22 protein-coding genes are annotated in these 24752 nt (G+C 71.3%); 8 read left to right on the top strand and 14 right to left on the bottom strand.

Annotation, left to right across the window (positions count from 1 at the left end):
• The first annotated feature begins 8 nt into the window (after window positions 1-8).
• Together AB0H54_RS04480 and AB0H54_RS04485 are read left to right on the top strand one after the other, a co-directional pair.
• Complete coding sequence (locus AB0H54_RS04480; protein ID WP_218719668.1) at window positions 9-224, top strand: MbtH family protein; 216 nt, start codon at window positions 9-11, stop codon at window positions 222-224.
• Window positions 225-248: 24 nt separating this feature from the next.
• Complete coding sequence (locus AB0H54_RS04485; RefSeq protein WP_357342670.1) at window positions 249-1112, top strand: hypothetical protein; 864 nt, start codon at window positions 249-251, stop codon at window positions 1110-1112.
• Window positions 1113-1118: 6 nt separating this feature from the next.
• Here AB0H54_RS04485 and AB0H54_RS04490 read toward each other — a convergent pair whose 3' ends face one another.
• From AB0H54_RS04490 to AB0H54_RS04535, 10 genes are all read right to left on the bottom strand, one after another.
• A complete protein-coding gene (locus AB0H54_RS04490) occupies window positions 1119-2426 on the bottom strand; it encodes a DUF1254 domain-containing protein (protein WP_357342671.1) in 1308 nt (435 codons plus the stop codon).
• A 204-nt stretch (window positions 2427-2630) separates the two neighbouring features.
• Window positions 2631-3857, bottom strand: a complete 1227-nt coding sequence (locus AB0H54_RS04495) for a TetR/AcrR family transcriptional regulator (protein WP_355273659.1) — start codon at window positions 3855-3857, stop codon at window positions 2631-2633.
• Between the two features lie 32 nt (window positions 3858-3889).
• Window positions 3890-4597: a transposase gene (locus AB0H54_RS04500; RefSeq protein WP_357342673.1), complete on the bottom strand. Its 708-nt coding sequence runs from the start codon at window positions 4595-4597 to the stop codon at window positions 3890-3892.
• 305 nt (window positions 4598-4902) lie between these two features.
• Window positions 4903-5358, bottom strand: a complete 456-nt coding sequence (locus tag AB0H54_RS04505; protein WP_357342675.1) for a helix-turn-helix domain-containing protein — start codon at window positions 5356-5358, stop codon at window positions 4903-4905.
• A gap of 18 nt (window positions 5359-5376) precedes the next feature.
• Window positions 5377-7320: an acetoacetate--CoA ligase gene (locus AB0H54_RS04510; protein ID WP_357342677.1), complete on the bottom strand. Its 1944-nt coding sequence runs from the start codon at window positions 7318-7320 to the stop codon at window positions 5377-5379.
• 95 nt (window positions 7321-7415) lie between these two features.
• Window positions 7416-8255, bottom strand: a complete 840-nt coding sequence (locus AB0H54_RS04515; protein ID WP_357342679.1) for a CoA ester lyase — start codon at window positions 8253-8255, stop codon at window positions 7416-7418.
• 71 nt (window positions 8256-8326) lie between these two features.
• Entirely contained in the window at window positions 8327-8809 is a 483-nt protein-coding gene (locus tag AB0H54_RS04520) for a MaoC family dehydratase (protein WP_357342681.1), read from the bottom strand.
• Window positions 8806-9966, bottom strand: coding sequence for an acyl-CoA dehydrogenase family protein (locus AB0H54_RS04525; RefSeq protein ID WP_357342683.1), 1161 nt, complete (start codon window positions 9964-9966; stop codon window positions 8806-8808). Before AB0H54_RS04525 ends, AB0H54_RS04520 begins: the two co-directional genes overlap by 4 nt.
• Window positions 9963-12002 carry an acetyl/propionyl/methylcrotonyl-CoA carboxylase subunit alpha gene (locus AB0H54_RS04530; protein WP_357342685.1) on the bottom strand — a complete coding sequence of 680 codons (2040 nt, stop codon included), beginning with the start codon at window positions 12000-12002 and terminating at the stop codon, window positions 9963-9965. The genes AB0H54_RS04525 and AB0H54_RS04530 overlap by 4 nt, the downstream gene beginning before the upstream one ends.
• A 5-nt stretch (window positions 12003-12007) precedes the next feature.
• Window positions 12008-13615 carry a carboxyl transferase domain-containing protein gene (locus tag AB0H54_RS04535; protein ID WP_357342687.1) on the bottom strand — a complete coding sequence of 536 codons (1608 nt, stop codon included), beginning with the start codon at window positions 13613-13615 and terminating at the stop codon, window positions 12008-12010.
• Between the two features lie 137 nt (window positions 13616-13752).
• Here AB0H54_RS04535 and AB0H54_RS04540 point away from each other — a divergent pair, with 137 nt between their 5' ends.
• Window positions 13753-14316, top strand: a complete 564-nt coding sequence (locus AB0H54_RS04540) for a helix-turn-helix domain-containing protein (protein ID WP_357344197.1) — start codon at window positions 13753-13755, stop codon at window positions 14314-14316.
• Window positions 14317-14336: 20 nt separating this feature from the next.
• On the opposite strand, the gene AB0H54_RS04545 is transcribed toward AB0H54_RS04540, so the two are convergent.
• The 3 genes from AB0H54_RS04545 to AB0H54_RS04555 are packed head-to-tail and all read right to left on the bottom strand — an operon-like array spanning window position 14337 to window position 16554.
• Complete coding sequence (locus AB0H54_RS04545; RefSeq protein WP_357342688.1) at window positions 14337-14729, bottom strand: NYN domain-containing protein; 393 nt, start codon at window positions 14727-14729, stop codon at window positions 14337-14339.
• A 50-nt stretch (window positions 14730-14779) separates the two neighbouring features.
• The gene (locus AB0H54_RS04550; protein ID WP_357342690.1) at window positions 14780-15490 is read right to left on the bottom strand and encodes an ABC transporter ATP-binding protein; all 711 of its coding nucleotides are present in this window, start codon (window positions 15488-15490) and stop codon (window positions 14780-14782) included.
• Window positions 15491-15501: 11 nt separating this feature from the next.
• Window positions 15502-16554 carry an ABC transporter permease gene (locus AB0H54_RS04555; protein WP_357342692.1) on the bottom strand — a complete coding sequence of 351 codons (1053 nt, stop codon included), beginning with the start codon at window positions 16552-16554 and terminating at the stop codon, window positions 15502-15504.
• Window positions 16555-16683: 129 nt separating this feature from the next.
• Between AB0H54_RS04555 and AB0H54_RS04560 the strand changes: the two genes are divergently transcribed.
• The 3 genes from AB0H54_RS04560 to AB0H54_RS04570 are packed head-to-tail and all read left to right on the top strand — an operon-like array spanning window position 16684 to window position 19004.
• Complete coding sequence (locus AB0H54_RS04560; RefSeq protein ID WP_357342694.1) at window positions 16684-17913, top strand: sensor histidine kinase; 1230 nt, start codon at window positions 16684-16686, stop codon at window positions 17911-17913.
• Window positions 17910-18527 carry a response regulator transcription factor gene (locus AB0H54_RS04565; RefSeq protein WP_357342696.1) on the top strand — a complete coding sequence of 206 codons (618 nt, stop codon included), beginning with the start codon at window positions 17910-17912 and terminating at the stop codon, window positions 18525-18527. The genes AB0H54_RS04560 and AB0H54_RS04565 overlap by 4 nt, the downstream gene beginning before the upstream one ends.
• A gap of 51 nt (window positions 18528-18578) precedes the next feature.
• Window positions 18579-19004 (top strand): PPOX class F420-dependent oxidoreductase, encoded by a 426-nt coding sequence (locus tag AB0H54_RS04570; RefSeq protein ID WP_357342698.1) that lies wholly within the window; start codon window positions 18579-18581, stop codon window positions 19002-19004.
• Here the strand turns inward: AB0H54_RS04570 and AB0H54_RS04575 are convergent.
• Window positions 18976-19707, bottom strand: coding sequence for a DUF3105 domain-containing protein (locus AB0H54_RS04575; RefSeq protein WP_357342700.1), 732 nt, complete (start codon window positions 19705-19707; stop codon window positions 18976-18978). The two genes, AB0H54_RS04570 and AB0H54_RS04575, sit on opposite strands and share 29 nt — an antisense overlap.
• 209 nt (window positions 19708-19916) lie before the next feature.
• Here AB0H54_RS04575 and AB0H54_RS04580 point away from each other — a divergent pair, with 209 nt between their 5' ends.
• A complete protein-coding gene (locus tag AB0H54_RS04580; protein WP_357342701.1) occupies window positions 19917-23384 on the top strand; it encodes an Ig-like domain-containing protein in 3468 nt (1155 codons plus the stop codon).
• A 209-nt stretch (window positions 23385-23593) separates the two neighbouring features.
• Window positions 23594-24364, top strand: coding sequence for a precorrin-4 C(11)-methyltransferase (cobM, locus tag AB0H54_RS04585; protein WP_357342703.1), 771 nt, complete (start codon window positions 23594-23596; stop codon window positions 24362-24364).
• Window positions 24365-24752: the final 388 nt, after the last annotated feature.

Consider the following 24752-nt stretch of genomic DNA (forward strand, 5'->3'; position numbering starts at 1 on the left):
GCAATCCGATGAGCAATCCGTTCGACGACGAGAACGCCCAGTTCTACGTGCTGGTCAATGCCGAGGGGGAGCACTCCCTCTGGCCCACCTTCGCCGCGGTGCCCGGCGGCTGGACTGTCGCCTTCGGCGCCGCGACCCGCACCTCCTGTCTCCAGTACGTCGAGTCCCACTGGCTCGACATGCGCCCCAATTCCCTCATCGCCGCGATGGCCAACGAGGGCTGACCGCCGCCCTACGTACAGTGGGGTATGGGGAGTACGACGAGCAACCGGTCCGGAATCGTGGTGGCGCTGCTGGTGGGACTGCTGGCAGGCGGGTACCTGGGGGCGCTGTTCGCCTCGTCGGCGGACTCCGATCCGCCACGGCGCACGTCCACCGCCCGCGATGTCGAGCACGCCGAACCGGTGGTGTTCGAGTCCGACCGGGGACTGCCCGATGTCCACACGATTCTGCGGTCGCAGGCCGACATCGACCAGTTCGTCGGGCGGTTCCCCGGCGACGGGTCCGGTCGGCTCGCGGACCAGCTGTCGCGCCGCGACCTCGGCTCCGAAGCGCTGCTCGCCTTCTCCTGGGGCGCGGGGTGTTCGCCCGGTGACGGCGCGAAGCTGACCACCCAGGGCACCGCGGACTACTCCGTCCGCCTGACCGGCGCGGACAATCCGCCGCCGGAATGCGCGGCGCCGTGGGACATCCTGGCGGTGTTCGCGCTACCGAGGGACGAGGTGCCCCCGGATACCCGGCTCGGCGGTGACCGTCCCGATCCACCCGGTCCCGCGACCCTCGCCCATGTCGAGCGCATCACGCTCGGCGCCGCGCTGCGCGGTGCGGAAGTCTCGCAGCCGGATCAGCTCGCCGCGTTCACCGCCGGGCTCGATGCCACCGTGGCCCATCGGGTGAACTCGGTGGTGTCGCAGCGCGCCGCGCGTGATCGCGCGTTCGCCTTCGTCCTCACCGGGTGCCACAACGACGGTGCCTACCTTGCCTTTTCGGCGGAACGGTTGCGTCCGGTGCTGACCGCGACCGAACCGGTCGTCTGCGTCGTCCCGGACTACTACGTGGCGGTGTTCACGGCCCCGGCCGCGTCCGTCCCGGTGCGGGCCACCATCGGCTGAGGGTGATCACGCCACCGGGGTCATCGGTGGCGGTTCCCAGTCGCCGTCGATCGCGGCCGCGCGGGGTGCGTACAGGCGCATCGTCAGGGAGAACTCGCCGGATTCCGGGATCGGGAGCCAGTTCCCGGTGGGGGTGCCGGGGCGCGGGTCCGCGTGCTGGACGGCGATCTCCACCGTGCCGTCCGGGCCCGCCACCACCGGCGGGGCGTGGCCGACCGAGTAGATCCCGGCCGGGTTGGGGACCAGGAAGCCCTGGGGGTCGTAGGCGGTGATCGCGGCGAAGGCCTCCACCGGCGGCCACCGGCCGGGCTCGAAGCGGATGCGGTAGCGGCGGGGTCGTCCCGCGTCGTCGGTCGTCGGGGCCCAGAGTTCGGCGTAGAGCACGTCGCGCAGGGGTGCCTTGCCGGGTGAGCGCATCGTCGTCGCCGCGCGGCGCAGGTAGTCGGTGCCGAAGGTGCCCAGGTCGACGGGGATCTCCCACCCGTTGACGCGGCGCGCGTTCGGATCAGTCCAGCCCGCGATCCGGCGGTGGGCCCGGCGGGCTGCCTCGTCGAGCACGTCGACGGGTTCGTTGTCGACGGTGCCACCGGGGACAACACCTATCGCGGCCAGCTCATCCATCAGCGGCGCGTCGGCGGCCGCGGGCGGATCGGCGACCATCAACCGGCAGAGCCGATTGAGGTAGGTGCGCCCGTCCAGCGCGGCGATCCGCTTGACCGGCGGCTCCGGCCCGCGGTCGATCGGGTGCACCCTGCTGATCGTCGCGTCGTACTCGCGGCGCTGCCAGGCACCTGCGGGCACCAGCCGGATCTCCTCCTGCCAGCGGTTGACCCGCGGCGCGTCGGCGACACCGTTGATCTGGATCCGGCCGACGATCGTCGCCAGCTCCGACGGCATGTGCAGCAGGGTGGTGTGCGGCGGCAGCGACCCGGTCCAGCGCGGACCAGCGATGACATAGGTGTACGGCGGCCCCTCGGCGTCGGCCCCCGTGCGCGGCTGCTCGCTGCTCAGGTCGTGCACGGTGTTGCCCCACCCGTCGAGCAGCTGGAACAGCCAATACCGGTCCGGTTCCATCCCGGGGATCTGCAGCACCAGCGGCTCGTCCGCCAGATTCAGCCACGCCTGCGAATACACCATGTCATGGCTGAGCCGGGCCACCCCGCGATCCAGTGGATCGGGCAGCACGCTGTGATCGAAGGTGTTGGTCGGCCCACTCGCCGCCCGCATCATGTCCAGCATGATCATCGGATAGCCGAACACATACGCCTCGGTCGCCAGCTCCAGCACATCCGGCGCCCCCGTCGACGTCACCACCGAGGGCACCGGCTCCCCACCCCCGCACCCGGGCACCACGGCCGCCGCCCCCACCGCCGCCCCCAACCCCAGCAAGCGCCGCCGACTCAGCCCACCCTCGCCACCTGCCCGACCACCCATACACGCTCCGTCCGACACCTCGAACGCCCACCGTAAACACGCCACCACCCCCCGCCCTCACACACAACGGGTGAATTCCGCAGGTCAGCCGAGGAGGGTTCGGTGCATGAGGTGGGCTACGCGGGCTCGGCAGGCGATGGGGTCGGGGCCGTAGATCTGGCTGAGGTCGATGACGAGGGCGAAGGCGGCGTGGACCAGGAAGCGGGCTTCGGCGGCGGAGAGTTCGGGGCGCACCTCGCGGACCAGGCGGGCCCACTCCTGGACGCTGAGACGCTGGATATTGCGCAGGACCGCGCGTTCCTCGGCGGGGACGTGGCCGAACTCGGCGTAGTAGACGACCGCCAGCGCGCGCTCGTCGAAGGTGTCGGAGACGAACTGGGCGATCAGCACGTCCAGCGCGGCGCCGCTGTCGGGGGTGCCCGCGACGGCGGGGCCGATCGCGCCGGAGACCCGGTCGGCCGCGCGGCGGAACGCGGCGGCGAGGATATCGCTCTTGCCGCGGTAGAACCGGTACACCGCCGAGGCCGCGGACAGACCCGCGGCCGAGGCGATGTCCTCGACGCTCACGTTCGGGTAGCCGCGCTCGTGGAACAGCTCGACCGCTTTGCGCAGCAGCAGTTCGTGTTTGAACGACTCCGGGATCTCGACCTGGGTCGCCTGCTCGGAAACCGCTGCCGCGGGCGGCAATTCGTCCCCGGCCAGCGCCAGACAGGCCGCGCTCAGCAGCCGGTTCAGCGTGCGGGCGGGCAGCGCGGCGTGATGGTCGGCGATGCTGGTGATCACGCCGAACATGGCGGTGGACAGCATCCGCAGATCCGGTGCGGTCAGTTCCGGCCGCAGCACCGCCAGTTGCTCGTCGAGGGCGACCAGCACCGAGGCCCGCTGCTCGTCGAGCACCAGCCGGTCGGCGGGCTCGAGATAGCGGCTCTCCCAGCGCACCAGGGTGACCGTGCCGCGGTTCTCCACCGTCGCGCCGATGAGCCCGGTCAGCATGTGCCGCAACCGTTCCGCCGCGATCGGTGACCCGTCATCGGACACCGTGATCGAGGCGGTGAACGCCTCCCCGACCCGCAGCAGCTCCTCCCGGAACAGCGCGTACTTACTGGGGTAGTGCCGGTACAGCGCCGCCGAACTGATCCCCAGCCCGGCGGCGATGTCCTCCATGCTCACCCCGTGATAGCCGGCCGCGCCGAACGCCATCGCCGAGGTCGCCGCGATCTGCGCGCGCCGATTCTTCGGCCGCCGTCGCACACCGTCCTTCGCTCCGCCGACTACCGATCCACGCGCACCACGAGACTCGCCGACATTCATGCCAGAAGTGTATTGCAGCATGTCCAAGGACCTCACGGGTGCTCGGACACCGCCCTTCTCGGGCGTCGTCGAATCATGCCATGGTCGGCAAGAATCTCGGTTTCCGCTTCAACCAGGACGGTTTCACCGACACCAGCAAGGTCTCGGTCAGCGCCCTCCCGTCTGCGGACATTGGTAGCCCGGCCACCTGCTCGGAGGTCCGGGGATCGTGGTGGGTCCAGTTGAGCTGAGGGCCACTGTGCGAGGTTCGCCGCGGCATTCCGATCACGGTCGGCGTGGTATCCACAATCGCACCGGAATATTCGATCCGACAACGTCAGTGTCGCGTTGACGGAGCCGCACACCGAGCAGCGCTTGCTCGACGGGTAGAAACGGTCCGCAGTCGCTATTGTGCCGCTGCGCCATGCCTGTTTGTAGCGCACTGTCTGCAGGAAGTTCGCCCACCCGGCATCGGCGATCGTACGAGCCATCCGGTGGTTGCGGAGCATGCCCGACACATGCAGATCCTCGACAACCATTCGGTCGTGGGTATTGACCAGCAGGTTGGCGACCTGGTGCATGAAGTGATAGCGAGAACGTGCGATTCGACCGTGATGGCGTGCGGGCCTTGCTGCGGCGACTCGACGGTTGTGTGACCCTTTCTGCTTCCGCGACAACGACTTCGTGAGGCGAACGTTGCTGCTGTAGCGCGGCGGCCTGTGGTTTGGGCGAGGTGCCGAGACGTGCGACTTCCGCTCCATCGGCGGTGGCGGCGACCGCGAACGTCGACAATCCGAGGTCGACTCCGACCCAGCCGCCGTGGTCGCTGGGGTCGCGGGGTCGGTGATGGCGATTCGGGTGCAGGTCGGCTGCGTTGGTGGTCAGACTGATCCACCATCGCTCTGCCCGCCGAGTGACTGTGGCATACAGAATTTTCGCGCGTCCTTTGGCGATCATTCGTCGCAGCCTTCGCGTGTCATCACGAACTCTGACTGCGCCGAATCCAGGCAGAGTTACCGATCGCGGAGTCTCGGAATCACCGACCCGGATTGCCGCATGGCCGCTCTTACGATGCTTGTTGCGGAGCCGGAACGAGGCGATGAAACCCGACTCGCCTGGCTTTGCCTTTCCCGGTGCGTGAGTGTGTGAAGGCTGCCAGAGCGCGGCCGCAGTCGACGGCGGCTTCTTCGAAGACCTGCTGGCAAACGTGGGAACGCCACGCCAGCCCCGTCACGTGAACTTCGGCCACACCGGCGTGATCCACGGCAAAAGTTCGCCCCGCTGCTTCCGTCTTTTTCCATGCGTTGAAAGCATTGATCAAGTCGTAGCCGGTCCAGGGCACCGAGTGCCGTGGATCTCGTCTCCGCTGGGCTAGTGCGGCTTTCACTGTGCTCAGACTCTGGTTGAACGCGAACCTGGCAGCGCCGCAGTGACGGTCGAGCAGCCGCTCCTGCTCGACCGGGGGATCGAGGCAGTATCGGAATGTGGTGTGGCGGCTCATCGTGTCGATGGTGACACGCACCACCGACACGATGAGTACTCATGCCTTGTGGGGTGGGGTGATCCGGGCATACCAGTCGAGCAGGGACGGGTCGTCGACGGCGCTGCGTTCGACCACGCGGGCCGCGTCCGCGCCCTGGAAGAGCTTCTTGATCGGGACTTCCAGCTTCTTGCCGGTGCGGGTGTGCGGGATGCCGGGGGCCTCGCGGATCTCGTCGGGGACGTGGCGGGGCGAGACCTCGGTGCGAATCGCGGTGCCGATCCGGGTCTTCAGGTCGTCGGTGAGGGTGGCGCCGGGGGCGAGGACGACGAACAGCGGCATCCAGTAGCCGCCGTCGGGCTGTTCGGCGCCGATCACCAGGGCCTCGGCGATCTCCGGGAACTGCTCGACGACCTGGTAGATGTCGGCGCTGCCCATCCGGATGCCGTGCCGGTTGAGGGTGGAGTCGGAACGGCCGTGCACGACGACGCTGCCGCGCTCGGTCAGGGTGATCCAGTCGCCGTGCCGCCACACACCGGGGTAGGTGTCGAAATAGGCGTCGTGGTAGCGCTTTCCGTCCTCGTCGCGCCAGAAGCGCACCGGCATCGACGGCATCGGCTCGGTCACCACCAGCTCGCCGACCGCACCGCGCACCGGCGCGCCCGCCTCGTCGAAGGCGTCCAGCGCGACCCCGAGATACGGCGCCGACAGCTCGCCCGGCCACACCGGCACGGTGGGCACGCCGCCGATGAACGCCGACACCACGTCGGTGCCGCCGCTGATCGAGTTCACCTGGACGTGCTCGCCCGCGTTCTCGTTCAGCCACAGCGCGCTCGACTCCGGCAGCGCCGACCCGGTGATCCCGACAGTGCGCAGCGCCGACAGATCGTGGTCGGTCCGCGGCACCGACCCCGCCTTGATACACCCGAGGACATATCCGGGACTGGTCCCGAGCACGGTGGCGCTGACCTGGGCGGCCAGGCGCCACAGCGCGTCCGGGCCACCCGCGGTCGGGCTGCCGTCGTAGGTCACCACGGTCGCGCCGGTGAGCAGGCCGGCGATCTGGAAGTTCCACATCATCCAGCTGGGGCTGGTGTACCAGAAGAAGGTGTCGTCGGGTCCGATATCGGATTGCAGGGCAACGGCTTTCAGGTGTTCCAGCAGCACGCCGCCGTGTCCGTGCACGATGCCCTTGGGCAGGCCGGTGGTGCCGGAGGAGAACACGATCCACAGCGGATGATCGAAGTCGACCGCGGTCGTCTCGATCACGCCCTGCCCTGGATCGGCGACCGCGTCCGACCACGCGACCGCGCCGGGCACCTCGAGTCCGAGCTGCGACACCGCGATCGTCGCGCGCAACCCGGGCAGCCCGTCCCGCACGGCGGCGATGTCGGCGCGCTTGTCGTGCTGCTTGCCGCCGAACCGGTAGCCGTCGGCGGTGACCAGCACGGTCGGCTCGAGCTGGCCGAGCCGGTCCAGCGCCGCCTTGGCCGAGTAGTCCTGGCCGCACGCGCTCCACACCGCGCCGATGCTCGCGGTGGCGAGGAAGGCGACGATGGCCTCGGGGATGTTCGGCAGGTAGCCGATCACCCGGTCGCCCGCCTCGACGCCCTGGGCCCGCAGGGTGGCCGCGAACGCGGTGACCTGCTCGATCAGCTCGCTCCACGAGATCTCGCGCGGCTCGGCGTCCTCGCTCAGCGCGAGCACGGCGGGCCGGTCGAACCGCGCCTGCCGGACGACCTGGTCGACATAGTTCAGCCGCGTCCCCGGGAACCACCGCGCGCCGGGCATCGCCCGATCGCCGAGCACGCCGTCGGCGATCGGGCCGAGCTCGAAGTAGTCCCACAGCGCCTGCCAGAAGCCGGCGATGTCGTCGACCGACCACTGCCACAGCGCCTGGTAGTCGGGGTACTGCTCGCCGGTCCGGCCGCTGACGAACGCGGCGAAGTCGGTGATCCGTGCCGACGCGATGTCCTGGGCGGTCGGTTCCCATTGCGGTTGCATCGGAGGTCCTCCTGTGGATTGGCGCGGGCCGGGGGCGGTCCGGCCGATGATTACCCGGCGCTCGGGCGATATTCGTCCCGCGCGCCGGGTGCTGCTCAGCCGGGCAGTTCGGCCCGGCGGACGATCCGCTCCGCGTGCCGCAGCACCGGTGCGTCGACCATGCGGCCCTCGAAGGCGAAGACGCCGCGGTGGTTCGGCACCTCGGCGAGCACGCGGCGCGCCCAGCCGATCTCCTCGGGATCGGGCGCGTAGCCCTCGCGGATCACCGCCACCTGGCTGGGATGGATGGCCACCTTGGCGTCGAAGCCGACGGCCACCGCGTCCAGCGTCTCCACCGCGAGCCCTTCCAGATCCTTGATGTCGAGGAACACCGAATCCAGGGCGAACCGGCCGAAGGCCTTGGCCGCCAGCAGGCTCGTCGAGCGCACGTGCCGGGCGATGTCGCGGTAGCTGCCGTCGGCGTGCCTGCTCGAATTGCCGCCGAGTCCGGCGACCAGGTCCTCGGCGCCCCACATCACGCCGATGGCGTTCTCGGCGGCGACCGACTCGGCCACCCGCACCGCGCCGAGCGGCGACTCGATCAGCACGATCACCTCGTAGCCCGCCAGGCTCCTGACCTGCTCGGCCGACTCGCATTTGGGCAGCATGATCCGCCGGTAGGCGGTCTGCGCGAGGGCGGCCAGGTCGGCCGCGTACTCCTCGGTCTCGACCGCGTTCACGCGAATCACGGTGTGCTGCGGGTCGAGTGGGGTCTCGATCAGCGCCTTTCTCGCGGCGGCTTTGTCACCCGCGGCGACGCCGTCCTCGAGGTCGAGGATCACCACATCGGCCACCGCGGCGGCCTTGGCGAAGCGCTCGGGCCGGTCGGCCGGACAGAACAGCCAGGCCGGTCCGGTCGGTTCCCAGGGCTTCACGCTGTCTCCGGTCATCGTCATGCTGTGTCCTTCCGGTGGGCCGGGGCGCCCGGGGATGGTGCGGCACGGCAGTTCCTCCGGGCGCTGACCGCTCATGCCGTCGGGGCCTTCCGGACCAGGGTCTGCCGCACGGCTTTCGCCACGATCACGCCGTCCTGGTTGCGCGCGGTGTGGGTGAGGCCGACGATGCCCTCACCCGGGCGGCTCTTGGATTCGCGCTTGTCGGTGACCAGCGTTTCGGCGTACATGGTGTCGCCGTGGAACAGCGGGGCGGGCAGCGACATCTCGGAGAACCCGAGATTGGCCACCAGCGTGCCCTGGGTGAGCTGGGCGACCGAGAGGCCGACCAGCGTCGACAGGGTGAACATCGAGTTCACCAGCCGCTGGTTGAACGGCGGCTGCGCGTCGGCGAAGTTCGCGTCCAGGTGCAGCGCCTGGGTGTTCATGGTCAGCGTGGTGAACAGGACGTTGTCGGCCTCGGTGATGGTGCGGCCGGGCCGGTGCTCGTAGATCGTGCCGATCTCGAACTCCTCGAACCACAGCCCCCGCTGGACGACCCGTCGTGTCTCGGTCACAGACCCAGCTCCCGAGCGATCAGCATCAGCTGCACCTCCGTCGTGCCCTCACCGATTTCCAGGATCTTGCTGTCACGGTAGTGCCTGGACACCGGGTATTCGTTCATGAAACCGTTGCCGCCGAAGATCTGGGTGGCGTCGCGCGCGTTGTCCATCGCGGCCTCGCTGGCGACCATCTTGGCGATCGAGGCGGCCTTCTTGAACGGCTTGCCCGCCAGCATCAGCGCGGCCGCGTCGTAGTAGGCGGTCCGGGCGACGTGGGCGCGCGCCTCCATCCGGGCGATCTTGAACGCGATGGCCTGGTTGCGGCCGATGGCCTGCCCGAACGCCTGCCGCTCACCGGCGTAGCGGACGCTCTCGTCCACGCAGCCCTGCGCGGCGCCGACCGCCAGCGCGGCGATGGCGATGCGGCCCTCGTCGAGGATGCGCAGGAAGTTGGCGTAGCCGCGGCCGCGCTCGCCGAGCAGGTTCTCTTTCGGCACCCGCACGTCGGTGAAGCTCAGCGGGTGGGTGTCGGAGGCGTTCCAGCCGACCTTGTTGTAGGCCGGTTCGGCGACGAAGCCGGGGGTGGAGGTCGGCACCAGGATGGTGGAGATCTCCTTCTTGCCGCCGGTCTGCCCGGTCACCGCGGTGACGGTGACCAGCCGGGTGATGTCGGTGCCGGAGTTGGTGATGAACTGCTTGGCGCCGTTGATCACCCAGCTCTCACCGTCCTCGACGGCGGTGGTGCGGGTGCCGCCCGCGTCGCTGCCGGCGTCGGGTTCGGTGAGGCCGAAGCCTGCCAGCGCACGTCCGCTGGTGAGCTGGGGCAGCCACTCGGTCTTCTGCTTGTCGTCGCCGAAGCGATAGATCGGCATCGCGCCCAGCGAGACACCGGCCTCGAGGGTGATGGCCACGCTCTGGTCGACCTTGCCGAGTTCCTCGAGCGCCAGGCACAGGGCGAAGTAGTCGCCGCCCATGCCGCCGAACTCCTCGGGGAACGGCAAGCCGAACAGGCCCATGTCGGCCATGCCGGCGACGACCTCGTACGGGAAGCTGTGCTCGGCATCGTGTTTCGCCGAGACGGGCGCGACGACCTGCTGGGCGAAGTCGCGCACGGTCAGGGCGAGCTGGCGGTATTCGTCCGGCAGCGAGCCGGTGGACAGGTAGTCGGTCATGCGTTGGTTCCTTCGCGCTCGGTCTCTTCGACAGCGGTTTCGACAGGGTGGGCGACGACGCGGACCAGCACCTGGTCCAGCTTCACCTGGGCGCCCGGTGCCACCAGCACCTCGACGGTGCCCGCGACGGGGGCGGTGAGCGCGTGCTCCATCTTCATGGCCTCGATGACGATCACCGGATCACCGACCGCGACGGTCGCGCCGTCGGCGACCGGGGCCGCGATCACCGAACCCGGCATGGGACTGCGGATCTCGGCGTCGCCGACATGGGCGGAGTCGCCACGCACACTCGCCTCGGCGACTTCCCGCAGCACGGCGACGCTGCCCGCGTGACCGACCCACAGCTGATCGTCGGCCTCGGCCACGCGGAACTCGCGGCGCAGCCCGTCCAGGGTGAGGACCAGGCCGTCGGGGCTCGACGCGGCTGAGAGCGACTGCGGCTCACCGTCCTCGATCCGCACGATCGCCGATTCCGGTGTGCCGGTGATGAAGACATGGCGCACCTGGTCACCGGCGGCGAGCCGGATCGAGGTCGGGGCCTGCGTGCCGAGCCGCCAGCCCGACGGGGTCGACCACGGGTCGCCGCCGGACACGGGCCAGCGGCGCAGCCAGTGATGGGCCGCGGCGGCGGCGAACTCGTCGTCGGTCACCGCGGCGGGCCGGAAGTCGCTCACCCGGCGGTCCAGCAGCGCGGTGTCGAGGCGGCCCGCCTGCACGTCCTCGTCGGCGAGCAGGAACCGCAGGAACTCGATATTGCTCGTCACGCCGAGCAGCACGGTCTGTTCCAGCGCGCGGTCCAGCGCGCCGAGGGCGTCGGCGCGGGTGGTGCCGCGGGCGATCACCTTCGACAGCATCGGGTCGTAGTCGCTGCCGACCACGGTGCCCTCGGCCAGACCCGAGTCGACCCGCACGCCGGGGCCGCTCGGCTCGGCGAGGGCGAGCACCGTGCCGCCGGTGGGCAGGAAGCCGCGGCCCGGATCCTCGGCGTAGACGCGCGCCTCGATCGCGTGCCCGACCAGGTGGATCTCGTCCTGGCTCCGGCCCAGCTTCTGGCCTGCGGCCACCCGGACCTGGCATTCCACCAGGTCGACCCCGGTGACCAGCTCGGTCACCGGATGCTCCACCTGCAGGCGGGTGTTCATCTCCATGAAGAAGAACTCGTCGGGCCGGTCGGCGGAGACGATGAACTCCACGGTGCCCGCGCCGACATAGTCGACGCTGCGCGCCGTATTGCACGCCGCGGTGCCGATCCGGGCCCTGGTCGCGGCGTCGAGCAGCGGCGAGGGCGCCTCCTCGATCACCTTCTGATGCCTGCGCTGCAAGCTGCACTCGCGCTCGCCCAGGTGCACGACATTGCCGAACTTGTCGGCCAGGACCTGCACCTCGATGTGCCGGGGCCGGGTGACGAACCGCTCCAGGAACAGCGTGTCGTCGCCGAAGGCCGCACCTGCCTCGCGCCGCGCGCTGACCAGCGCCGCGGGCAGGTCCTCGGCCCGGTCGACCCGGCGCATGCCCTTGCCGCCACCACCGGCGGACGGCTTCACCAGCACCGGGTAGCCGACCTCGGCCGCCGCGGCGATCAGCTGCTCGTCGGTCAGGCCGGGCTCGGCGATGCCGGGGACCACCGGGACGCCGAACGCGGTGACGGTGTTCTTGGCGGTGATCTTGTCGCCCATCACCTCGATCGCCTTGGCCGGCGGGCCGAGGAACACGATGCCCGCGTCGGCCAGCGCGGCGGCGAACGCCGAATTCTCCGACAGGAAGCCGTAACCGGGGTGCACGGCCTGGGCGCCCGAGCGGATCGCGGCGTCGACGACCTTCTCGATCGACAGGTAGCTCTCGCGGGCCGGGGCCGGTCCGAGGCGCACCGCCACATCGGCCTCGCGCACGTGGCGGGCGCCCGCGTCGGCGTCGCTGTACACCGCGACCGAGCGAATACCCATGGCGCGCAGGGTCTTGATGACGCGCACCGCGATCTCGCCGCGATTGGCGACCAGGACGGTGTCGAAGTCGACGGGGTGGGATTTGTTCAGCATGTCGCTCACATCCGGAAGACGCCGTAGGAAACGGGCTCGAGCGGCGCCTGCGCGCACACCGAGAGGGCAAGGCCGAGCGCGGTTCTGGTGTCGGTGGGCGCGATGACGCCGTCGTCCCAGATCCGCGCCGTCGCGTAGTACGGGTTGCCCTGGGTCTCGTACTGCTCCCGGATCGGGGCCTTGAAGGCCTCCTGATCCTCGTCCGACCACGGCTGGCCCGCGCTGTCGAGCTGCTCGCCGCGCACGGTCGACAGCACCGAGGCGGCCTGCTCGCCACCCATCACCGAGATCCGCGCGTTCGGCCACATCCACAGGAAGCGCGGCGAATACGCGCGTCCGCACATGGAGTAGTTGCCCGCGCCGTAGGAGCCGCCGATCACCACGGTCAGCTTCGGCACCCGCGCGCAGGCCACCGCGGTGACCATCTTCGCGCCGTGCTTGGCGATGCCGCCCGCCTCGTAGTCGCGGCCGACCATGAAGCCGGTGATGTTCTGCAGGAACAGCAGCGGGATCTTGCGCTTGTCGCACAGTTCGATGAAATGCGCGCCCTTCATGGCGGATTCGGCGAACAGCACGCCGTTGTTGGCGACGATGCCGACCGGGTGGCCGTGGATCCGGGCGAAACCGGTGACCAGGGTCTTGCCGTATTCCGCCTTGAACTCGTGGAAGCCGGCCTCGCCGTCGACGATCCGGTCGATCACCTCGCGCACGTCGTAGGGAGTGCGCGGGTCGACCGGGACCACGTCGTAGAGCTCGTCCTCCGGCTTGGCGGGCGGGGTGCTCGGCAGCACCTCCCACGGCGCCTCGGGCTTCGGGCCGAGCGTGCCGACGATCTTGCGGACGATGCGCAGCGCGTCGCGGTCGTCGTCGGCCAGGTGGTCGGTGACGCCGGAGGTGCGCGAATGCAGCAGGCCGCCGCCGAGCTCCTCGGCCGTGACGACCTCGCCGGTCGCCGCCTTCACCAGCGGCGGGCCGCCGAGGAAGATGGTGCCCTGGTCGCGCACGATGACGGCCTCGTCGGCCATCGCGGGCACGTAGGCGCCGCCGGCGGTGCACGAGCCCATCACCGCCGCGATCTGGGCGATGCCCTTGGCGCTCATGTTGGCCTGGTTGTAGAAGATGCGGCCGAAGTGCTCGCGGTCGGGGAACACCTCGTCCTGGCGCGGTAGGAAGGCGCCACCGGAGTCGACCAGGTACACGCACGGCAGGTTGTTCTGCGCGGCCACCTCCTGCGCGCGCAGGTGCTTCTTCACCGAGATCGGGTAGTAGGTGCCGCCCTTGACCGTCGCGTCGTTGGCCAGCACCAGGCACTCGCGGCCCGCGATGCGGCCGATACCGGCGATCACGCCCGCGCCGGGGCACTCGTCGCCGTACATGCCGTTGCCCGCCAGCGGGGACAGCTCGAGGAACGGGCTGCCCGGGTCGAGCAGCTGGTCGACCCGTTCGCGGGGGAGCAGCTTGCCCCTGGCGACGTGCCGCTCGCGCGACTTCTGTGGGCCGCCCAGCGCCGTCGTCGCCAGCCGCTCGCGCAGCTCGTCGACCAGGGCGCGGTGGGCGTCCCGGTTGCTCGTCGCGGTCGTGGGGCCGTTGTCGAGGTCGTGCGTAACCGTCATCCCGCCATCCTGCCATCCGGTTAATCGCCAATAACTGAAATTCAGGTTAATCTTGACTAACCAAGTTGTCCAGACCCGGTGGAAGGGAGTCGAGGTTGGCCACGGTCGAGCCCGCCCCGGTGACCCGGCGCGAACTGATGAAAGCCCAGCGTCGCGAGCAGTTGCTCGACGCGGGCGCCCGGTTGATCGCCGATCGCGGTTTCTTCGGCGTGCGCCTCGACGATCTCGGCGCGGCCGTGGGGATCAGCGGACCCGCCGTCTACCGGCACTTCGCCAACAAGGAAGCGCTGCTGGTCGAGCTGCTGGTGGGAGTCAGTGAGCGGCTGCTGGCCGGTGGGCGCGCGGTCGTGGCCGCGGCGGCATCGCCCGCCGAAGCGCTGGTCGGGCTGGTCGACTTCCACCTCGACTTCGCCTTCGACGATCCCGAGCTCATCCGCATCCAGGACCGCGACCTCGACAACGTCCCCGTCACCGACCGCCGCACCCTGCGCCGCACGCAGCGGCAGTACGTCGAGGTGTGGGTGCAGGTGCTGCGCGAGGTGCATCCCGGCCTGGCCGAGGACACCGCCCGCGTGCAGGCCCACGCGGCCTTCGGGCTGATCAACTCCACCCCGCACAGCGCCGCGCCGGCGCGGGCGAGCAAGGCCAGGCCGGTGCTGCGGCAGATGGCGCTGGCCGCGCTGGCGCCGTCACCCGCCTGATCGGTGGAACAGTCCGCCGGTCAGTCGAATTGGCGCAGCAGCCAGTGCGGGCCGACCGAATCCGCGCCGTAGGCGTCGGCCCTGCGGCGCAGTTCCCGATCGGCGGTGACGACGGTGACCCGGTCGTAGCCGGTGGCCTCGGCGACCACGTCGACGATCTTGTCGTCGCCGGAGCGGTCGGCCAGGACGACGGTCAGTCGCGGGGCGGTCGGTTCGGCGCCGTCGGCGGCGGCCTTGGCGGCGCCCTCGAGGACGACGGTCACCGCGGTCGACGCCGGGAGCCGGGTGGTCAGGTCCGCGATGCTCGACAGCAGCCGCCGGGCGGCGCCCGCGCGGTCGCGCCACCAACCGTCGGCGTTGGCGCCGATGACATTGGCCGCGTCGACCACGATCAGCTGGGTCGGATCGCTCATCGGTCCAGTCTGCCCCCGGCGGGCGATCGGCGCTCGCCGGGCGCGCCGGATCAGGCGGGGGCGGGCACCTCGACCGGGCGCAGGCGCCCGTCGGTCATCCGGTAGACCGCGTCCATCCGGTGCAGGTGGGTGGGGTCGTGGGTGACCAGGATCGTCGCGGCCCGGTGCGCGCGGGCGATGGAGGTGATCAGGTCGAGGACGGCGGCGCCGCGTTCGGTGTCCAGGGCGCTGGTCGGTTCGTCGACGACGAGCAGAGCCGGGTCGTTCATCAGGGCGCGGGCGATGTTGACGCGCTGGCGCTGGCCACCGGAGAGCTGGGCGGGCCGCTTGCCCGCGTGCTCGGCGAGACCGACCGCGGCGAGCAGTTCGGTGGCGCGCGTTCTGGTTTCGGCCCGGCCGGCCCGCCGCTTGCCGCCCAGGTGCGCGGTGACCTCCAGCTGTTCGAGGGCGGTCAGCGCGGGAATGAGATTCGGCTGCTGGAAGACGATGCCCATCGCGGTGCGGCGGACCGTCGACGCCGCGCGCCTGCTCAGCGTCGCGAGATCGGTACTGCCCGTGTCGGTGTCGAGGACGACGGCGCCCGCGTCGGGTCGGATCAGCGTCGCCGCCACCGCGAGCAGGCTCGACTTGCCCGAGCCGGACGGGCCGGTGACGGCGGCGATGGTGCCGCCGGGGACGTGCAGGTTCACCCGGTCGAGGGCGGTGAGCCTGCCCGCGCCGTCGGGGTAGGTGAGGGTGACGTCGGTGAGGGTGAGTGCCATGGGGAGGTCCTTCAGCGGGTCGCGCCGAGCGCGGTCAGCGGATCGGTGGTGAACAGGAAGCGCAGCGCGACCGCGGCGCCGACGAGGCCGAGCGCGATGAGGGCCACGGCGGGCACCAGGGTCGTCGACAGCGACAGCACGAACGGCATGGCGTCACCGAGGAACAGCGAGGCCACCGTCGTGATGCCGAGCCCGAGCGCGACCCCGGTGACGAGCACGATCGCCGCCTGGGCCAGCGCGTCGCGGGCCAGTGACCCGGTGGTCGCGCCGAGCGCCTTCAAGGTGGCGATGTCGGGTTGGCGCTGCACCGTCCACACGGTGAAGAAGGCGCCGATCACCAGCGCGGAGATAGCGAACAGCAGCACGGTCATCAGGGTCAGCGAGCTGTTCTCGGCCTGGTAGGAACCGATCGCCTCGACCGCGTTCGCCGCGGGCACCGTGTGCGTCCCGGCTTCGGCGTCGATGCCGTTGCGCGGGTCGTCGCCGAGCACGGCGAGCACGGTCGCCGCACCGGCCCGGGGGCTGGCGGCTTGCCAGTCGGCCATGCTCGTCCAGATCACCGGGGTGTGGCTGTACCACTCGTCGCCCGCGACGTCGGCGACGGTGAACTCGTGCCCGGCCAGCACCACGGTGTCGCCGGTGCCCGCGGCGAGTTCGCGGGCGGCGCCGGAGCTCAGCACCACCGCGCCCGGCGCGGTAGCAGGGTGATTGCTGAACGCCGAGGGGTCGCCGCCGAACAGCGCGACCTGCTCCGGGCTCGCGCCCGCGTGCTCGGCGCGGGCCCGGGAGATGCCCACCGGGGTGACCTCGATCCCGCCCAGCGCGCGCCACCGCGCGATCTGCTCCTCGGTGAGCACCGAGGAATCGAAGGAGGGATCGGCGCCGGTCTCGGCGAAGACCACCTGGTCGGCGCGCAGGCCCTGCACCGCGGAGATGTTCTGGTGCGCCAGCCCGGCGGTGAGCCCACTCAGCAAACTGACCAGCACCGCCACCAGCAGGACGACGGTGGTGATCAGCAGGAAGCGGCCGCGGGCGGCGCGCAGGTCTCGGAGTGCGACGAACATGCCTCCACTCTCGCCGTCGAGGGCCGTCCCGCCATCGCACCGGCGCACGAAACGCGCTCCACCCAAGGTCGGTCCGCGTTTACACCTTTCGATGGATGCCGGTCCGGTAGCCGCACATAAGCTGGTCGGGTGCACTCGTCCCCCCTGACCCCGGTGGTCACCACGCTGCGGCTCGGCCTGCATGTGCTGGTGACGGTGCTGGGTGTGGTGGTCGCGGTGCGGGCGCTGCTACCCGGCGGGGGTGGGCACGGTGTGGGCGTCGTCGTGCTGACCGTGGTCTGGCTGGCCGTCTACTTCGCCGGCACCGAGCTGCTCCGGCGTTCGGGGGATCGGGTCGCCGCCGGCGTCCCCGCCTCGGCCCGCGCCGCCGACGCGACCGGCTGGGATTCGCGAATGGTGGGGGTGTGGCTGGCCGCGCTGACCGTGCTGTGGCTGGCGCTGCTCGGGCTCACGCCGGACGCGGTGTATCTCGCCTTCGGCCTGTTCTTCCTCTACCTGCATCTGCTGCCGCGGCCGTGGAACCTGCTCGCGGTGGTGGTGGCGACGGCGGTCGGTGTCGTCGGATTCGCGGCGCACCGGGGCTGGTCGGTGGGCGCGGTGGTCGGGCCGGTGCTCGGCGCGCTGGTCGCCATCGGCATCGGGCTCGGCTATCAGGCGCTGTATCGCGAAGCGGTGGAGCGCGAGCGGCTGATCGACGAATTGCTCGGCACCAGAGCGATTCTCGCCGAACAGGAACGCACCGCGGGCAAACTGGCCGAACGCGAACGGCTGGCCAAGGAGATCCACGACACCGTCGCGCAGGGGCTCAGCAGCATCCAGCTGCTGTTGCACGCGGCCGAGCAGGCGGCGCCGGATCATCCAGCGCTGGACCGGATCCGGCTCGCCCGCGAGACCGCCGCCGAGGACCTGGCCGAAACCCGCAGGCTCATCGACGAATTGTCGCCCGCCGCGCTGGACGGGCAGTCCCTGGCCGAAGCGCTGGACCGGATCTGCGAGCGCGCGCGGTCGGCCGCGCTGTCGACCCAGCTGCTCGTCGAGGGCGAGCCGGAGCGGCTGCCGATGCCGGTGGAGGCCGCGCTGGTGCGGATCGCGCAGAGCGCGGTCGCCAACGTCGTCCAGCACGCCGGGGCCGGGCGCATGCGGGTCACCCTCACCTACGACGACACCGACGTGCACCTCGACATCGTCGACGACGGCGTCGGCATCGACCCCGCCGTGCTGGCCGGACCCCGCGCCGGGGCGTTCGGCCTGGCGGCCATGCGCAGCCGCGTCGAGCAGCAGGGCGGCCGGATGACGATCGAATCCGAGCCGGGCCACACCGCGGTCACCGTGTCCTTCCCGCTGGGAGCGGTCGCGTGATCCGGCTGCTGCTCGCCGACGACCACGCGATCGTGCGGGCCGGGCTGCGCGCCCTGCTCGAGTCGGCCGACGACATCACCGTCGTCGGCGATGTCGCCGACGCGGAGGCGGCCGTGGCGTTCTGCGCGGCCGACCCCGTCGACCTGGTCCTGATGGACCTGCGCTTCGGCGACGGCCGCTCCGGCGCCGCCGCCACCGCCGACCTGCGCGCCCTGCCCACCCCGCCGAACGTCCTGGTGGTCACCAACTACGACACCGACGCCGACATCCTCGGCGCCATCGAAGCGGGCGCCGTCGGCTACCTCCTCAAGGACACCCCGCCTGCCGAACTGCTCGCCGCCGTCCGCGCCGCCGCCGCGGGCGAGAGCGTCCTGTCCCCGACGGTCGCCTCCCGCCTGATGACCCGCGTCCGCCGCGCCGACACCACCCTGAGCCCCCGCGAGGTCGAGGTCCTGCGGCTGGTCGCCGCGGGCCTGTCCAACCGCGACATCGCCAAACAACTCTTCCTCAGCGAGACCACGGTCAAATCCCACCTGGTCCACATCTACGCCAAACTCGGCGTCAAGTCCCGCACCTCGGCGGTCGCCACGGCCCGCGAACAGGGCGCCATCTGACACGCGCGGTCGCAGCCCGAGTTCGCCCGGACATCCGCCTACCCTGATCGCATGGCCTCACTCGCTGATCCCCAGGTGCGCGAATTCCTTTCCCAGGGCACACGAACCGGCAAGGTGGCGTTCACCGGTGCCGACGGGCGGCCGCTGGTGACGCCGGTGTGGTTCATCGTCGAGGGGGACGAGCTGGTCTTCAACACCGGGAAGAACACGGCCAAGGGGCGGGCGTTCGCGCGGGATCCGCGGGTGGCGCTGTGCGTGGATCTGGAGGAACCGCCGTACGCGCTGGTGGAGGTGCAGGGGACGGTGACATTGTCCGAGGACCTCGACGAGCTGGTGCGGACCGCGACCGAGATCGCGGCGCGCTACATGGGTCAGGAAAAGGCCGAGGAGTTCGGCAAGCGGAACGGGGTGGCGGGGGAGCTGGTCGTGCGGGTGCGGCCGACCAAGATCATCGCCCACTTCCAGGTGACGGCGTAGGCAGGCCGGGGGCCGTGCTGCCGTCGCTGTTCGGGTCGACGGCGTCGGGGCCGGGCGCGGTCGGGTCGAACGGCGGCGGGTTGGTGCGGTCGAACAGCGGGGACGAACAGGTCGCGCCCGGTTCCGGGGTGGTGTAGGGGTTCTCGCGCAGGGCGAGGATGAACTGGTCGATCCGGGGATCGGCGGCGCTGTCGGGTTTCAGCTGATGGCCCCACGATTGCAGCGAGATCGGATGGGCCATGCCGGGGATCGGGGACATCAGGGTGTACGGCTTGCCGGTCACCCGCGCGGCGAGCGCGGCGCGGTCCTCGGCGCTCACCTTGTCCGGGTTGTAGGCGATCCACACCGCGCCGTGCTCCATCGAGTGCACCACGTTCTCGGTGCGCACGCCCGTCGCGTAGACGACGCCGTCGCAGGCCGCCCACCGGCTGTCGTGCGGCCCGCCCAGCGGCGGGATCACGGGGTAGGCGACCCGCTGCGTGCTGGTCACGTGCAGCCCGGGCGGGAACTCGGTGATCTCGACACCGGGGATCTCGCGGGACGGATCCTGGTTGTCCGCGCTCGGCACGAAGGCATCCGTCGAGGCGACGGCGGTGCCGTCGAGTTTGTCGCCGGTCGCGCAGCCGGCGGCGAGGAGCGCGGCGACCGCGATGCCCGCCGTGGCGGCGCGGCGCGCGCCGGTGGTCGTGTCCGAATTCCGCACCGCGGTTCCCCTGTCGTCGTGTCGGCCCTCGCCGTCGGTTCCGAACTTACTTGCCCGCCGCCCGCGGCACCGCCCGCCTGCCGGATCGCGCCGTCGACAACCCCGATGACCAGCGGAAAAACGCGCGTCGCTGCCGGGCCGAGGCCGGAACCACCGCTACCGTTTCGTCAAGTTTCGTAGGCAACGGCGCTGGCGAACGGAGCTCTGGCATGGCCGGACGAACTGCGACACGGGCCTGGCTGGCCGCGTCCCTCGGCGCGGTGCTGGTCGTCGGCACCGCGACACTCGCGCAGTCGCAGCCGCCCGGTCCGCCCGTCGAGCGCGCGTCCGAGCACTTCGACGATCCCGAGTCCGGACTCGCGATCGACGTGTTCTATTGCAGCGCGCGGTCGCAGACCTACCGGGTGCCCGCCGGGACGACGAGCCTCTATATCGAGGCGGTCGGCGGTCAGGGGCAGACGCCGAACCCGAATTTCACCGGGATCGGTGGGCTCGGCGGTCAGGTCAGCGGTGGTCTGCGGGTGACGCCGGAACAGGAGTTCCAGGTCCAGGTCGGGTGCGCGGGTGGGGAGAACGGTGGGTTCTCGCCGTACGCCTCGGGTGGGGCCAGGGGCGAGGCGGTCGATCAGGTCACCAACTTCGGGACGGTGTATTCGAGCGGTTGGGACGGCGGCGGTGGCGGTGGCGCGTCGGCGGTGCTCGGCGCCGACAACACGCCGGTGCTGGTCGCGGGCGGTGGTGGCGGAGCGGGCGGCAACGCGCCCGACTGCTATTCGGTGTCGCCGGTGCAGGATTCGACCTTCTTCTACTGCGGTGGCGGCTCCCGGCGCGACGGCGGGAACGGCGGCGACGGCAGCGCGGCGGTCGGCTGGCAGGAAGGGCCGCCGTGGACCGGCGGTGCGGGCGAGAACAATCCGGCGGGCACCACACCGAGCGGCCTCACCTGCGGCGGTCCCCGCGCGGGCGGCGCGGGCCACACCTTCGACACGACCGGCGGCGGTGGTGGTGGCGGTGGTGGCGGTGGCGGTTACCAGGGCGGCGACGGGCAGGGCGGCGGCTGCGGTGGTGCCGCGGGGCCGCAGACACCGATCTCGCACGGCCCGCACGCGGCGCCGGGCGCGGGTGGCGCGGGCGGTGGTGGCGGGACGTCCTACGCGTCGTCGAGCCTGTCGAAGGCGAGCGTGACCACGGCCTCGGTCTCCGGCGACGGCTACGTCCTGTTCCTCACCTCCGCCGACGGCGTCCGGACGACGACCTTCGGTGTGCACGGCGATGCCGCGCAGTACTACTGCGTCGGTGACGGCGTCGACGAGATCTTCGCCGACGTGCTCGGCGCGGCGGGCGCGGGCGGCGGCCACGACTACGGCGATGTCGGCACCGGCGGCGCCGGCAGCGGCGTGCAGGCGGTCATCGCCGTGCAGGAACGCAAGCAACTGAAGATCGACGTCGGTCGCTACGGCGGATCGGGCGGCGGCTGGGGCTACGGCAAGGGCGGCGCGCGCGGCACCGCCGACTCCAGTGCCTCCTACAGCGGCGCGGGCGGCGGCGGGGCGTCGGCGGTGAGCCAGAACGCGGCCGAGTGCGGGACCAGGCCGTCGCGCGACAGCGAGCCCGTCGTCGTCGCGGGTGGCGGCGGCGGTGGTGGCGGCAACGGCTTCAGCGCAGGCGGCGGTGACGGCGGCAGCGGCGGTCCACGCCCCGGCGACGGCACCAGCGGTGGTTTCGGTGGCGGCTTCGGTGGCGAGGGCGGCAGTGAAGGCGGCGTCGACGGCGGCCACGCGACCGGCAGCTCCACCGGGGGTGGCGGCGGTGGTGGCGGTGGCGGCAGCCACGGCGGCGGCAAGGGGCACGGCGCCCAGGACGGGAACGACGGTGGTGGCGGTGGTGGCGGGGGCGGCCAGTCGATGGTCGTCCCGGTCGCCGGGCAGCGGCCGCACTTCTACAACGGTCCCGACGGCAGCTACGGCAATCGCGACCGGCTCAACGACGGCAAGGTGCAGCTGATCGTCCCGATTCCGTCGAAACGCAGCCGGGTGGAACTGATCTCGGGCAACAGCCAGAGCGCGTACTCGGGGCAGCCGTTCGCCGAGCCGCTGCGGGTGCGGTTCGTCGACGCGATCCACGGACCACAGGCGGGCAAGTCGATCACCTTCTCGATGCCCGCCGGGCAGCCACGCGCCGCGGTGTTCGCCGACGGCGGCGAGAGCACCCGGGTGAGCACCGACGCCGACGGCTTCGCCGAGGTGGACCTGACCGCGCTGCCCGCCGCCCAGCAGGGGGAGCTGGCCGGCGGCTTCCTGGTCCAGGCCGCGGCCACCGACGACCCGGCCCACCTGATCGGCGGCGCCGTGTTCCGGCTGCACGACGACCAGGTGCCGACCGAGATCGAGGTGACCACGAGCGCGCCCGACCAGATCTCGCAGGTCGGTCAGCCGGTGAGCTTCAGCGCGAAGGTCGGCCAGCGGCCGGGCACCACACCGGCCTTCGGCACACCGGCCGGGCACGTGCGCTTCGAGATCGACGGTGTCGCGACACCGGGACCGATCGAGCTGGTCGACGGGGTGGCGACGCTGCCCGCGATCAGCGGCTTGTCACCGGGCACCCACCACGTGCTGGCGACCTACCTGGCCGACGACCCGACCCGGGTCTTCGCGCCGGTGTTCGGCAGCGTCGGCCTGCTGGTGCAGTCGGTGAAGGTACCCACCGAGATCCATCTGACGCTGCCGCCGCCACCGGTGCTGGCGGGTGCGGTCGTCGGCGCGACGGTCACCGTGCCGACGCCGCAGCCGGACGCGCCGACCCCCACCGGCGCCATCCAGTTCGCCCAGAACGGTGCGCCGCTCGGTGACCCGGTCACCCTCGCCGCCGACGGCACGGCGGGTTCACCGCCGCTGCGCGCCGGCGCGGGCACGGTCGAGGCGCACTATCTCGGCGACGACGTCTACGCCCAGTCGCGGACCGAGGCCGACCTCACCGTCTACACCGCGACCTCGACGACCACGGTGACCGCGAGCCACAACCCGGTCACCTTCTTCGAACAGCTCGACCTCACCGCGACCGTCGCCCGTGACCCCGCGGGCGATGTCGACACCGGCACCGTCCAGTTCGCCGCCGACGGAACACCGCTCGGCGCGCCGGTTCCCGTCGACAACGGCCGCGCGATCGCCCGCGATGTCGACGTCTCCCACCTCGGCTTCGGCACCCACCTGGTCACCGCCGACTACTCCGGCGACCCGGCCACCGGCGTCGCGCCGAGCCGCGGCACGACGACACTGTGGGTGCTGCGAGCGGGCCAGTCACCGGGCGACCATCCCGGCGATGTCGCCGTCCGCCTCGACATACCGCGCACCGCCGACCCGGGCGAGCGGGTGACGGCGACGGTCACCGTCACCAACGTCGGCGGTCGGCAGGCGACCGGCGTCGAGGCCAGATTGTCGACCCAGGGCTGGAGCAGGCTGATCGATCCCGGCGGCGGCGAGGCCCAGCCGACCCACGTCCGGTTCCGCCTCGCCACCCTGGAGGCGGGCGAGACCAGGACCTTCACCGTCGTGCTGGAGGCACCACGGCGACTGGCGCTGATCACCTCGTTCCTGCACGTCTCGAGCACCGGCACCGACCTGAACCCGAGGAACAACCTGCAGCTCGCATCGACCTTCGTGCGGCCGGGGGCGCGCTGAGCGTGCCACGGTTCATCCGATTCGGGTGAACCGGGCGACCGCATCGGCCGCCTACCGTGGGCCACGGGCGGGCTGGTGCCGGTGTGCCGGACCGCGTGGCCGACAGCGCCAGGGCCGGACCTGCCCGCCGATCCACCGGCCGACGTCACACGGTCGCGGGGCCCGGTACCGCGGGTGGGAACCGGCGGGTCGCGATCTACGCTGCTGGCATGACGGTGCACTTCATCGGGGCGGGCCCCGGCGCGGCCGACCTGCTCACGGTGCGCGCGGTGAGCCTGCTGCGCGACAGCCCGGTCTGCCTGTACGCGGGCACCTATCTCGACCCCGAGGTGCTGGCCCACTGCGCGCCCGGCACCGAACTGATCGACACCCAGCGCCTCGACCTGGACGAGATCACCGACCACCTCGTGCGCGCCCACCGGGCGGGGCGCGACGTCGCCCGGCTCTGCTCGGGCGACCCGTCGATCTACTCGGCCCTCACCGAGCAGGTCCGCCGCCTCGACGCCGTCGGCGTCCCCTGGGACATCACCCCCGGCGTCCCCGCCTACGCCGCCGCGGCCGCGGCGCTGGGCACCGAGCTGACGGTCCCCGAGGTCGTCCAATCGGTCGTCCTCACCCGCACCCGGGCCCGCTCGACCGCGATGCCCGAGGGCGAGGCCCTGGCCGCCTTCGCCGCCACCGGCGCCACCCTGGTCCTGCACCTCGCGATCACCCGCGTCCGCGTCCTCGCGAAGGAACTGATCGACGAGTACGGCCCCGACTGCCCGGTCGCCGTGGTCTACCGCGCCAGCCAGCCCGAACAGCTGATCCTGCGCGGCACCCTCACCGACATCGCCGACCGGGTCGAAGCCGCCGACCTCCGCCAAGCCGCCGTCATCCTGGTCGGCCGAGCCCTCACCCCCGCGATCGACTGCGCCCAGTCCCACCTCTACGACCCTGCCCGCTTGCGCGCGCCCGTCGAGACAGACCGGTTGGTGTGATCCACGCCTCATTCCCCGCGGCGCAGAAGGGCTCTCGCGACGATGTGAGGACGCAGACAAGCGTCAGCTAACGGGGTGGCGACGGTCTACCTGGGTCTATGCCGCGTCGCTATGGACGTGGTTGGTTGCCGGGGGAGCGCACCGGTAGATTGGTGCGATGGTTTGCGACGAGCACACCGGCGCTGCCGGTCCGACGGACGTGGGCATGGTCTCGGCCATGTAACCGATCGGACGGGCCGACAGATAGTGCCAATGGACATTTTTTGCCTGATTGATTTCGAGAACTGAACCCGAGACGCAGGCGCCACGCTAGTTCTACAGCTGAGGCGCCTGCGTTCCGGTGTCGTCGGGGAGCGCCTGCGCAGGTGTTCCGGAAGCGAGGTTTGGG

Origin of the sequence: Nocardia sp. NPDC050718 (assembly GCF_040654235.1) — a bacterium.
Classification (GTDB): domain Bacteria; phylum Actinomycetota; class Actinomycetes; order Mycobacteriales; family Mycobacteriaceae; genus Nocardia.